This window comes from Geomonas sp. Red32 (assembly GCF_023652955.1).
Lineage (GTDB): Bacteria > Desulfobacterota > Desulfuromonadia > Geobacterales > Geobacteraceae > Geomonas.
In genome coordinates, this window is record NZ_JAKLOY010000016.1 from 1 (window position 1) to 11,579 (window position 11,579).

The 11,579-nt window shown below is 51.0% G+C and carries 10 protein-coding genes; 3 read left to right on the forward strand and 7 right to left on the reverse strand.

Translation table 11 applies throughout. From position 1 onward, the window contains the following. Nucleotides 1-243: 243 nt before the first annotated feature. From L4X63_RS23445 to L4X63_RS23460, 4 genes are all read right to left on the reverse strand, one after another. On the reverse strand, nucleotides 244-1,206 hold the full coding sequence (locus L4X63_RS23445) for a hypothetical protein (protein ID WP_250681092.1): 963 nt from the start codon (nucleotides 1,204-1,206) through the stop codon (nucleotides 244-246). Nucleotides 1,207-2,825: 1,619 nt separating this feature from the next. Then, complete coding sequence (locus L4X63_RS23450) at nucleotides 2,826-3,071, reverse strand: hypothetical protein (RefSeq protein WP_250681093.1); 246 nt, start codon at nucleotides 3,069-3,071, stop codon at nucleotides 2,826-2,828. A 65-nt stretch (nucleotides 3,072-3,136) separates the two neighbouring features. Further along, the gene (locus tag L4X63_RS23455; protein WP_250681094.1) at nucleotides 3,137-3,742 is read right to left on the reverse strand and encodes a hypothetical protein; all 606 of its coding nucleotides are present in this window, start codon (nucleotides 3,740-3,742) and stop codon (nucleotides 3,137-3,139) included. A 57-nt stretch (nucleotides 3,743-3,799) separates the two neighbouring features. After that, nucleotides 3,800-4,258 carry a DUF1499 domain-containing protein gene (locus L4X63_RS23460; protein ID WP_250681095.1) on the reverse strand — a complete coding sequence of 153 codons (459 nt, stop codon included), beginning with the start codon at nucleotides 4,256-4,258 and terminating at the stop codon, nucleotides 3,800-3,802. 185 nt (nucleotides 4,259-4,443) lie between these two features. Here L4X63_RS23460 and L4X63_RS23465 point away from each other — a divergent pair, with 185 nt between their 5' ends. After that, nucleotides 4,444-5,343 carry an NAD(P)H-binding protein gene (locus L4X63_RS23465; RefSeq protein ID WP_250681096.1) on the forward strand — a complete coding sequence of 300 codons (900 nt, stop codon included), beginning with the start codon at nucleotides 4,444-4,446 and terminating at the stop codon, nucleotides 5,341-5,343. Between the two features lie 195 nt (nucleotides 5,344-5,538). On the opposite strand, the gene L4X63_RS23470 is transcribed toward L4X63_RS23465, so the two are convergent. Next, nucleotides 5,539-5,808, reverse strand: coding sequence for a hypothetical protein (locus L4X63_RS23470; RefSeq protein ID WP_250681097.1), 270 nt, complete (start codon nucleotides 5,806-5,808; stop codon nucleotides 5,539-5,541). 317 nt (nucleotides 5,809-6,125) lie between these two features. Next, nucleotides 6,126-6,962 (reverse strand): ribosome biogenesis GTPase YlqF, encoded by an 837-nt coding sequence (gene ylqF / locus L4X63_RS23475; RefSeq protein WP_250681098.1) that lies wholly within the window; start codon nucleotides 6,960-6,962, stop codon nucleotides 6,126-6,128. A gap of 167 nt (nucleotides 6,963-7,129) precedes the next feature. Here ylqF and L4X63_RS23480 point away from each other — a divergent pair, with 167 nt between their 5' ends. After that, nucleotides 7,130-8,272, forward strand: coding sequence for a DEAD/DEAH box helicase (locus L4X63_RS23480; protein ID WP_250681099.1), 1,143 nt, complete (start codon nucleotides 7,130-7,132; stop codon nucleotides 8,270-8,272). A gap of 435 nt (nucleotides 8,273-8,707) precedes the next feature. Here the strand turns inward: L4X63_RS23480 and L4X63_RS23485 are convergent, their stop codons facing one another. Further along, the gene (locus L4X63_RS23485; RefSeq protein WP_250681100.1) at nucleotides 8,708-9,652 is read right to left on the reverse strand and encodes a hypothetical protein; all 945 of its coding nucleotides are present in this window, start codon (nucleotides 9,650-9,652) and stop codon (nucleotides 8,708-8,710) included. A 1,312-nt stretch (nucleotides 9,653-10,964) separates the two neighbouring features. Here L4X63_RS23485 and L4X63_RS23490 point away from each other — a divergent pair. After that, the gene (locus L4X63_RS23490) at nucleotides 10,965-11,471 is read left to right on the forward strand and encodes a DEAD/DEAH box helicase (protein ID WP_250681101.1); all 507 of its coding nucleotides are present in this window, start codon (nucleotides 10,965-10,967) and stop codon (nucleotides 11,469-11,471) included. Nucleotides 11,472-11,579: the final 108 nt, after the last annotated feature.

Genomic DNA, 11,579 nt, shown 5'->3' on the forward strand with positions numbered 1-11,579 from the left:
CTTCATCCTTGAACTGCGGAGAGTAACGGTTGCGAGTCTTCTTTTGTGCTTCTGCTTTCTTCACGGATCACCTCTGTCGCGAACTTTACTCGCTTAACAAGGCGTCCGTCAATGGCGGGCAAGATCACACTAATTGCCTCACGAAGGCAATCACACAGACGACAAAAAACTTTTGGAACAGAAGAGGCATGAGCTAGCGCCTATGCCTCTAAAGTTACACCCTCTAGTTATGCTTAAAAAATACTATTGGCAACCCAAATCTTTAAGTTTTGACTCATCTTTTGTTCTAATCGCTTCTACACAAGCATCATATTTTTTCTTTTGCAATTGAAGCTTTAGTGATTCTGTTAATGCGTCAGCTTGCTTACTGTCTTTAGTCTTGAAACTGTCAAACACAGTACCAATAGCTGTAAAGTAAGCATTAAGTATGTCACTTGGTAATTTCGCAATTGACAGTAACTCACCCTCTGTTTGCTGCATATATTTACTAGGTACTCCATCATTAAATTCAAATTCAGACTTATTGCCAGAAAAAAAAGTTTTTGAAGCTGGCAAAAATTGAGTTGGTGATTGAGATGGGGAAAATACAAGTGCAGAGGTCTTAATTCCTGGACCAGTAGCAGTCATCATATAAGGTAGGCTTTGCCGGTAGAAGACCCCTGAGTAAGTTTCATCTGCTACACCTGAGAAACCGACGAGGTGCGCTTTTCGTTTATCATAGTTTAGTTCAACTTTTATTGTGAGTCCGCAAAGCTCTTTGCTACCCGGTTCTTTTAATATTATTGAATGTCCACCATCCTTGCATGTGGTACCTTCTTTTCCTTTTACTCCAAGCGCTGAAACGTGACCTGCTGTGGCAGCCAGGTTATTGAAAATGTCATTCACGTTACTTTCTGTAGTTGACTTAGCTGAAGTTAGCAAACCTGATTCGTTTACACCAACATCAAGCGTGTTTTTTCCAAAAACGTTGCAACTGTGTTTAAGTATGTACTGGGTGGAATAATCGGCATATGCAGACGTTGTCCTAAGATCAATTGTTTTGATATTTTTATTTTCAATAGTCACTATTGCAATAAAATCCTTTTTAGGCATGTAGTAGGTTAAGCCTTTTGTGTTATAATTTTCTATATTAACAGTTGATTTTACACTTGAGCATCCACATATAGATAAAATACAAAACAATGGGACAAACATCTTACAAAACATACCGTACCCCTTCTTACATGCTTTAGTATAGTTCATAGCGGCATTGGATACATGAAAGATGCCAATCGCGGAAGATGCGCAGCAACATCTGTACCAGCTGATAACTCACTAACATATAACGAGTAGACCTTTGCAGCATGTTAAGAATCCCAACATAAATCGTCGAATAACTTAACAGGTAATCGTTCTTGAAATTACCATAGACACTAGGCACGAAGAAGAGCAAAACCGTTTGACGATCGTAGATGTGGACAGTGGATGAAGAACAAGACCAGGAGCTTTGGTGACGAGGAAATGCAGAACTTCATAGGAAGACGACCATAGGTACCGTTCGAAGGCTACGGCCTCTGCTTCGTCGGCGAAGGCATGGTAGGTGATGAATTTGATAACGGCAGCAGGATGCAACGCTGCGGCTGCAAGAAGGAATCTATTCAATTCTGGGGTTGGGGGTCAGCGATAGCAAGCTTCCACCTAATCGAATGGAAAAGTAAATTTTACAGACGCGCCCCCCAGGAGCCCCCGCTTGTTTGCTCACCACCGAGCCCCGGACTGACTCCCGTCACACCTTGCCACTCACTACCAAAACTCGGCTAGCGACAACTATCGCTCATTCGCACATTTAGACGGCGATGAGAGATTGACTAGGGCTGTTTTCGCCGTACAGTTGGAATCTATAACAGACCAACCGATTTCTTTTAGCGAGGTGCAAAATGAAAAAGGTTCTTTGGCTTCTGTTTGCAGGTACTTTCACAACGTTGATGGCTATTGGCTATGAGGCTCAGGCTGCATCCGCACTATGCCCTCCCGCCCCCCTGACTAAGATCGCCCCAGTTCCACCAACTGTACCGCAGTACGGGCCAAAATTCAAAGTCCCCCCCCCATACCGACCTCCACTTGTTGCCCCAGCCCCGACGGTATTCGTTCAGCCAGCCTCACCTGTAAGAGTTGCCCCTCCCCCCCTGCCACCTGACGGCCAGAAGATCGACTGCAACGTCGTTTACGAGCGTTGCTCAGGCTGTTATCAATCATCAAACTTGCGTGATTGCCTGGTAACTCGATGCAAACTTCAAGATGAATACTGCATTGAAGCGATAATTAAACGGGTTCGGGAGCAAAGGCAAAATTTTTAGGAGCCTGCATCAAAAGTTAGGCAATCCTGCTACGCCAAAACTCCCCATGCGCTAGTGAACCGGGCGAAGGAACCGAGTTCCTCGCGGGAGGCTATCCGGAAGCAGTAGAAGCCCGTGGCGACTTGGCCGCGGCTCTCATCAACCTCAGCCGTCAAAAGTACGGTCCAATGCAGATGGTGGAAGCTGCCAGGCAGCTCGAGCTTGCCACGAAGGAGTTGTGGCGGGTGCCCGGCCCTACTTCCCGAGCGGGCCTGATCTACCAACTCGGGCCAGGCAACCGGGACGCTTATGCGTTGCATGCGTTTCCTGCAAACTTGGTCTTGTTCTCCTCTGAGATCCTGGTCATCGACAAACCCATGAATCGCATCCCGCCCTCGATTCCCTGTACGCAAAAGGGGACTGGCTCCGCAGATGCCAGTCCCCTTCGATAAACGCTCCACTTTATAACCTTCACCCACCTGTGCCGCTTTTCAATCCTTGACCGGGGTTTCACCGACCACCCCATCGCCACTTCGGCGGTTCGCCCTTTGCGTAGCAGACGCCGCAGAGCGCTACCGAAAGTAGCACTACGTAAAGTATGAAGCCGAGCTTGCTCTGCGATGGAGGGAAGAGGTAGCGTCCGGCCGCCAACAGTGCCACGTAGGCGGCGAGGACCAGCCAGCCTTGCCAAGCTACCGGAAATCCCCACCCCCATCCATAACGCTTTGCCGGAAACCAGTATCGTTTGTCGTTCATGGAATTTGCTCCATATACAAGGCGATTCCTGAACTGGGCTTACGACAGCCGGAAGATCTGAACAGTCAAGTCGTAATGCCCTTTCTGACGACCATGTTTACCACCCCCCGCCGTACCTTTTTCCCCGTAATGCGGCGGTAGACCATGGCCAGAAATTTGATGGTGACAACCTTGTGGATATAGGCTTGAGTGAAACGGTAGAGCCATTTTCGCCACCGCGAGGGCTGTCGGCTGCCAAGCAGCAGCGGGCAGTAGTCTGCAAGTTTCAGGGTCAGTCTGCTTCCCGCTGCCGTTTCTTCAACAATGAAGTCGAGCTGTCCCCGGTCGCACTCCTGCTTGTCAACCAGCAGTCCGCCGGAAATGCTCATGGTTATTCGATCTCCTGCGGCGCCCGGTGTGTGCCGTGGTGGCAAAAACTGTATCAGTGCCCAAGAGCTTGCCAGGAGCCGGAATTCGACCCCCTCAGCGGTCTGCACCGGACGGATGACGCCAGCGGTGAAGCGCTGAATATAGCGCAGGTAGCTCTCCAGCAGGTTGGCGGATGAGAAGGGGCGAGAAGAGCCCCCCGGGATCACCACCCATTGGATGGAGAATACGGAGTGGTCAGCCTCAAGAATCTGCTGGCAGGCAATTGTATCGGGGTCAATTTCGGGGAGTCTGTCGGGGCTCATGCCGCACATCCTAACACCAATTGCTCAGAAAATCGTGCAGGCGTTCGATCATCATGTTCATGGGGTCGCTTCACTCTGCGAGAATGCCCGGCGGATATCCTCCATCCGACTCCGGTTTTTCCCCAGGTCCGAATACCCGAGCCGTGAAGCGGATCGCACGTGGACGACCCGTTCCTCCCTGTCCAGCAGGAATTCACCGTCGTCGACAAACAAAGTCGTGCGCAACTCGACCCGCAGATAGCCGGGGCGCTCCTCGACAACCGACGTATCCTTGCGCTGCGCAAGAACCGTTTTCAGCCGAGCAAAAGCGGCGTCAGGATCGCCTGTAAAGGCCAACGGTGCAATCCGGTGCCGCTCGTCGGAAGCCTGACTCGACACGCAATTGGGCGACGCCGGGCAGGCCGACAACCTGCCGTCCCTCACCCCCAGGTTGTTCGGGCGTTCCCCGGCACAGGCTGCCAGCAGCCCCGATAAAGCGCACATGAAGATGCCCCTTCCTCGCAACCCCGCCATCATTGACTCCCCCTGCTGCGCCCTGCCCAGATTGCCAACAGATCCCGCTCGGTGCAGCCTTGGGCCTCATTTCCCTAGGTCAACCGGCTTCTGCTGGCGTCTGGCAGATAGTCAATTAATTGATATGATTCTACCAGATATCTATTCCTGTCTCCATAACTCCTCTGAAACAGAAGGAATCAAGCTGCATGAAAAAGTCTTACGGTTCAATACTAGTTACCGGGGCCACCGGCTTCATCGGCAGGCGCTTAACGCAACGTCTTCTGGAGAGCGGATTTTCGGTACGTTGCATGGTTCGCCGCTCTGCTCACGGGGTACCGGGTGACGTCGAGATTGTTCAGGGAGACCTGCTTGAGCCAGAGACATTGAGTGAAGCTTTAGCCGGGATAGATACGGCGTATTATCTCGTACATTCCATGGCCGGGGGCCGCACCGGTTTTGAACGGCGCGATCGCGAAGCCGCCCAAAATTTTGTTGCTGCGGCCGACAGCGCCAAGGTGCGGCGTGTGATCTACCTGGGGGGACTTGGCGAGACGGGCGACGACCTTTCCGAGCATCTTAAAAGCCGTCTGGCCGTTGCCGATATCCTCAAGAAGGGAACATTTGCGACCACTTTTCTCAGGGCAGCCGTCATCATCGGGGCAGGAGGAGCTTCATTCGAAATGATACGGGCCCTTGTCGAGCATCTTCCGGTCATGATCACCCCCCGCTGGGTGACGACCCGCTGCCAGCCGATTGCTGTGGGTGACGTCATAGATTATCTGGCTGGCTGCCTTACCGATGAGCGCACCTGCGGGAAGACCTTCGATATCGGCGGACCTGACGTGCTGACGTACCGGGAGATGATGGAGCGGTTTGCCCATATCCAGGGGAAAAATCTGTATATCCTGCCCGTGCCGGTGCTGACCCCGAAGCTGTCATCATACTGGGTCGGGCTCATAACACCCGTCCCCCCCTCGGTTTCCATGCCTCTGATCGAAGGGCTGAAAAATGAGGTGATCTGCCGCGACAACACCATCCGGGACCTTATACCCTTGCGGCTGAAACCTTACGATGAAGCCGTTCGCAGCGCCTTGCAGGGGGAATGACCGGATACATAGGCCAGTGCGCATCATCTTCATAGTGAAGCATCTCCGCCGACGCCGAGGGTGCATCACACTAGTGGAATTAGTAGAGGCTTACCTTGGAAGGGCTTTGATGGGGGGGGAGTGTTGCTTATAAAGTAAGGGGCCTAGCCATAACGGCCAAGCCCCTCGTTGCGAAACGTTTACCGGTAACGTCTGTTACTTCTTACCCTTGAGAGTTTCACTTCCCTTCTCAGCAGCACTCTCGGTGGCTTCTTGAGCCATGGTGTCGCCGTCACTTGCCAACTGTTGTGTCTTCTGTAGGGCCTGTTGCGAGATGGTTACCGTGTCGGTCTTAGCAGCCTTAGCGGACTTTTGGTTGTCCTGGCTTACCTGGGCGGTAGCAGCAGCCTGCTCCGTCTTAACCTGAGGATTAACATGAGCGGGATTGGCGGTCACGCTGTTTCCCGAGATAGGGTCAATGCTCATACAAATAACCTCCTTTTTTATATACTGCTTGATCTCCTTATCGGTCGAATCCGGGAAAAACTTGAGCTGGCGAGTATATATTTCTCTAATGCGATACGATCGCTGCGCACATCTGGAGGAGATATGTAGTAAAACGCAAAACGCCTGCTATCGCAGGCTGCTTCGGTGGACAACCTTCGCCTACCTTTTCTTACGCCTACGGCGGATACAACAAAGGCTCCGATTGACACTGGCGTGCCAACCGAAGCCTTGGCGAAGGTTGGTGGAGGTGGCGGGACCCAGCAGAAAGTCCCGACTTGGTTGTGACACTAATACGGTTAATTTTCGTCGTTGACCGGTTCTTCGAAGCTTATCCGGCCAATCTTTCCCGCCCTGAGTTCCCGGAGGAAAGCTTCCGATGCCCGGTGCAGATCTATCTCCCCGCCGGCGATCAAGCACCCCATACGGCGACCGATTTCCTCGATCAAAGCTGAGGACGCGCCCGGCAATTCTACGAGCTTGTAACGGCTCTTGATCAGGTCCGGATAGCGTCGCATCATGTACTCTCCCGCGAACATAGCGACCTTGGTGTAGTCCAGCGCATTGGCACCGATGGCGCCGCTGGCAGCAAGCCGGTAGGCGCCCTCCTGGTCGTCCATATTGGGCCACAACACACCTGGCGTATCGGACAGAACGATCCCTTTGAGGTCGATCTGCTGGTTCACGGTGGTAATGGCCGGCTTGTCCCCTACCTTTGCCATGCTTTTCCCCGCCAGGGTGTTGATCAGCGTCGACTTGCCCACGTTGGGGATGCCGACAACCATGACACGGACCGGGAAGCCCGGCTTGCCGCACTTCGGCGCCAAGTGCTGACAGAGTTTGATCAGCTGTTTTGTATCCGCATGTTGCCTGGCAGACATCGGGAGGACGCTAACCCCGGCCTCCCTTTTAAAATGGCTCACCCAGTCTCTGGTAATGGCAGGGTCGGCCAAGTCGTGTTTGTTGAGGACCTTGATCCACGGTTTGGTGCGACGCAGGGCCTGAAGCTGGTGATTGGAACTCGACAACGGCAGGCGGGCATCAAGGACCTCAACGACCACGTCGATCCTTTTTATCAGGTCTGCAATCTTCTCCAGGGCCTTGCCCATATGTCCGGGATACCATCTAATGGTCATAACTCTTAGCTGTCCTTTTGCGATGTTTTATGAAATAGTCATGTATAGCACAGTTAACCCCGCAGAAGGTTATTATCTCGATCCTGCCCCCCAGACCCTGCACGCGCCTGCAGCTCAGGCACCCATTCCTATACAGTGACATCCCGGTTTCAGCGGGAGGAGCGTTCATGCCATTTTCATCTCTCGGCTTAACGGCGGAGTTACAGCAAGCGATCACCGAGCAGAAGTTCAAGCGTCCTTACCCGATTCAAAAGAGGGTCATTCCCGCCATATTGCAGGGAAGGGATCTTTTGGCCATCGCCAAGAGCGGTTCCGGGAAAACTGCCGGGTTTACCCTGCCGCTTTTGCAGCTCGCCCAATCCCCGCAACCAGGTAAGCGGGGGACGCTTAAGTCCCTGATTCTCGTTCCAACCCGGGAATTGGCCGTCCAGATCGGGGAGGTAGCGCGCCAGTTCGGTCGCCACCTGAGTCCCCGGGTCAAGACCGCTGCGGTGTTTGGCGGAGTTGCTATAAACCCACAGATGGTGGAGTTGAACGGCACGGAATTGCTGGTCGCCACTCCCGGCCGCTTGCTCGATCTGGTTGCCAAGAACAGCGTGCGGCTGTCAATGGTCACCACGCTGGTACTGGACGAAGCCGATAAGTTGCTGGAGAAGGGTTTTCAGGATGAACTAGAGCGTATCTTGGCACTACTTCCCAAAAACCGACAAAACCTCATGTTTTCTGCGACTTTCGGCGAGGATGTGCGGCAACTGGCAAGCGGGTTGCTGCACGATCCGCTGGAGGTTGCGATTAAGGAAGAGGCATCGGAGCCGGATCTGATCGCCCAACAGGTCTATTTGGTCGATGCATCCCGCAAAGGCCCCCTTCTTAGATATCTGATCAAGAGCGGCGATTGGCAGCAGGTGCTGGTCTTTACCGCGTCGCAAAGACGGGCCGACATTGTGGTCAAGAAACTCATCGCCAACGGGATCACCGCCGCCACTTTTCATGGTGGCATGAGCCAAGGGGGACGGACCACCGCTCTTGACGCTTTTAAAGCCGGGACGTTACGGGTGTTGGTGGCCACCGACCTGGCCGCACGAGGCATCGACATCAAGTTTCTACCCCATGTGGTCAACCTCGAACTCCCCCGGTCACCGGCCGACTATATCCACCGTATCGGGAGAACCGGTCGCGCGGAGGCGGCAGGTATCGCCGTATCATTGCTCTGTCCGGAGGATCTGCCACATTTTAAGGTGATTGAAAAGCTGCAGGGGAAGCGTCTGCCCAAAATCGACACTGCCGAGTTGGATCTGGCCGGGTATTGAAACAAAAAGCCCCCGATTTTCCTTTTTGAGGGGAACCAGGGGCTTCGTCGTTTCACCCAGCCTTTGGCGGGGCTTAAATGGTGGACGCGACTGCAAAGAATTCGAACCGAGGCCCAGATGCCATTCGTAGTGGCAATACTGGAAACAGAACCACCACCAAAACATCGAATTGTCGCAAATAAGGTCTTAGAATTATATGGTCTTGGAATGTGCGTTACAGCAATTGCCAAGCGCTTGAACGTAGATCCGAAAACTGTTAAGAAAGCCCTAAGATGGATGCAGAAAATTTAGTTTACCTACGGATCACCTGGAACCCTAACGCCCCTAACGCAACCGGCGTACGTTGCCGTCAAAGCAGAAGACGGGGCGGACGCCTTCAGCGTTTTTAAAGCACCGGATTGGCTATTTCTCTGACACATTTCCCTCTTCGTGTAGTTAGTTTATCCCAGAACGTTCTAGATGAATCGACGTAGTCGAGCGCTCGCGTGCAAATAAAACCGACAACAGCTCTTTTTCTGATATTATATCTTTGTATTTAGACCTGAATTTATTGATAACAAAGTTCTGGGCTCTGTAATAGACATATTCTATTACGTGAACAGTACGGTATTTTCTATAAGCCTCATCCGTTAAGGAAATTGTTATGGAAAATGGCTTAGAAGTCGATGGCTGGAGAAGTCCCTCAAAACTTTTATGTTTATCTATATAATAATCAGTGCCTTCTACAAGTTCTATCTTTTCGTCTTCGTCGGATTTCAATTCATTTGATGTTATGAATACTCTATATCCCGTAACTTCTAAAGGATATTTTCCAACATTTGATAGGTAATGGATAATCCTGTTAGTCTTTTCCTTTTCCTTGACCTGACCAGATTCGGCTTCCATATATTTGAAGTCTACTTTTGGGCTAAAATCGCTTAAAGATTGCATTGCCTCACTCGGCAGCAACTTGTCGGTTGGATCCTGTTTTTTTGCGATAACTGTAGGAATTAGCGTGTTTTTTAGGCTGTTGGGAACTTGAGGTTTATCATTGATTCGGTTTGTTGCTGGGGATTGATTATGCAGTTTGGCATCATCCGGCATAATGATCTTTTTGTCAGTGAATGGATCTTTTGGATTGGCGGTGGGTTTTGCAGGTATGCGCTGGGGCTGTGGAGCCTGAGGAATCGCATAAAAAGCACGCACCGTATAAATCGTAGCTATGACAGTAAAAATTACCCCGATGGTAGTAATAATTCCGATCCAATGCTTGGCTAATTTTCTAACAAGTCTCGCTAAGGGCGATGAAGGAGGTTCTTCTGTTTCAAACGGGTAAGTCTCGTAATTTGTAACCCTGAATTTTGACTCATACCATTTTCTAAATTTCGACCAGAGTGACATGAAAGACTTCCTTTTCATTATTATTCAGCCAACTCTTTATTGAGTTCACGCGTGCGTGAACCGCAGATCTTCTTAAATCGATTATTTTACCGGGTCCTTACAAGTTCGACAAAATCCCATTTTGCCAAAATGACGCAAATGAAGCCATTTGGATAGGTCCTCGTATTGAAAGGCTTATTTCTCGGGATAGATGTTCCAACTGGCTTGATGCGAGGTTTTCTGTACAACACAGTGACATCCTCAGCAAGCCGAATTTATAACGGTTTTGGGCCTGGTCAATGAAAAATAACTTATCATCGTGCCACGACCAACTTACGCCTCTTATTTGGGACATATTCTGTCGCGACTCAGTGCGATAACGAGAATCGTTGTTTACCTGCCCTAGTTTCAGAAGAAAGGTAACTCATGTTTCTGATACCGAATCCCGTTTATGTTAAGTATGTTGCCCATCTCAACAAACGCAAGCTTGCAGGCCCCCCTCGCGCAGGAGTACGTTAGGTGGCTTCGCCTCTACCTCGAATTCTTCAATGAAAAACCGGCCCCGGAATCAAAATCAGAGCGGGTACGTCTACACTCCTCGACAATTCCGCGCCTGGCAACGAGATCCGCGGTGTAGTCCACGAAAGCGCGCTTCGTTCTCCTTTGCTCTATTTCAGCGTCGCGGCGCCGGGCTAATCAGCGCAGGGATAAAATCGTTAATTGGCGATAACACACTCGCCACCATTCGGGCCAAATGGGAGCAGCGGTGGCAGCCGCTACGCGCAAGCCGTGCAGGTCCGAGAGGTTTGAGATCCCGGGTCTCCACGGTGTGAATCGGAGTGCAGTATTGACCCACCTGCCAAATATAATATGGCGCTTTCACGACATGGGTGGGTCATGATCGGCGCCGATCCCGGGTCAAAATCTAAAGTCGATTCACACTGGCCGATGTCGTGACGAGCCGTGACGGAAAACAGGCTCATCTGGCGGGTCTGTTTTTGCCTCATCTTTGCCGCTCCAGTGGTCATTGAATTGCACAAAATCAGTGAGCTGCGGAGCAGATATTACAACAAGTGGAGTAAAAAGCTAAGCGCTATTTGCGATATTCAAACGTAAATTCATGGTGTTATGTTTCTGGACGGAAACTATCTACGGGGCGGCCCTTACCACCCTCCTGCACCAAAGTCAGAGAGGTTCCCAGCAACGACAAGTAACGGCATATAAATTGACAATACCCCAAGAATGTTATAGAAATGCCTAATCATATTGGCATTTCTATGCCATGGTCAGCTTTGGGCCGCGTATATAAGTAGATCTACGACAGGAGGCCAATGTGGTTGATTTTGACAAATTAAGGGTAAAGCCGAAGAAACCAAAGGCCATAGAGCCATTCGAAATATTCCGTCGATTACCCAAACCTGAAGGAATCAATGACCTATATACCAGCCAAGCAGAGGTGCTTCAATCATGGTTTGGTCGTCGTAATGAGCGTGATGTCGTTCTGAAACTGCATACCGGCGGCGGCAAGACGTTGGTTGGTCTTCTGATGGCGCAATCATCGATAAATGAAACCGGAGAGCCGGCATTGTATCTGGCACCAACGGTACAACTTGTGAACCAGACAATTGAAAAGGCTAATGCGCATGGTATTCCCGCAGTGGCCTATCAACCCGGCAAACCGCTGCACGATGATTTCCTCAATGCAAATGCTGTAATGGTTGCAACGTATAAGGCTCTGTTCAATGGGCGCAGTAAGTTTGGACTCCGTGGTAAAAGTAGTCCGATTAGGGTCTCAGCTATCATTCTTGATGATGCTCATGTTGATCTTGCCCAGCAATAACGGACACGAAATTAAGCGGCTTGTCTGGCCTCAAACGCTGCCGGGCTGATGTTGCCATTGGCGCTATGACGGCGGTTACGGTTGTAGTCAACCTCGATGTATTCAAAA

Excerpts from the sequence above, each read along its gene's own strand:
- L4X63_RS23480 (WP_250681099.1), top strand. The coding sequence starts at position 7,130 with ATGCCATTTTCATCTCTCGGCTTAACGGCGGAGTTACAGCAAGCGATC.
- ylqF (WP_250681098.1), bottom strand. The coding sequence starts at position 6,962 with ATGACCATTAGATGGTATCCCGGACATATGGGCAAGGCCCTGGAGAAG.
- L4X63_RS23485 (WP_250681100.1), bottom strand. The coding sequence starts at position 9,652 with ATGTCACTCTGGTCGAAATTTAGAAAATGGTATGAGTCAAAATTCAGG.
- L4X63_RS23445 (WP_250681092.1), bottom strand. The coding sequence starts at position 1,206 with ATGTTTTGTAAGATGTTTGTCCCATTGTTTTGTATTTTATCTATATGT.
- L4X63_RS23465 (WP_250681096.1), top strand. The coding sequence starts at position 4,444 with ATGAAAAAGTCTTACGGTTCAATACTAGTTACCGGGGCCACCGGCTTC.
- L4X63_RS23450 (WP_250681093.1), bottom strand. The coding sequence starts at position 3,071 with ATGAACGACAAACGATACTGGTTTCCGGCAAAGCGTTATGGATGGGGG.
- L4X63_RS23455 (WP_250681094.1), bottom strand. The coding sequence starts at position 3,742 with ATGAGCCCCGACAGACTCCCCGAAATTGACCCCGATACAATTGCCTGC.
- L4X63_RS23460 (WP_250681095.1), bottom strand. The coding sequence starts at position 4,258 with ATGATGGCGGGGTTGCGAGGAAGGGGCATCTTCATGTGCGCTTTATCG.
- L4X63_RS23470 (WP_250681097.1), bottom strand. The coding sequence starts at position 5,808 with ATGAGCATTGACCCTATCTCGGGAAACAGCGTGACCGCCAATCCCGCT.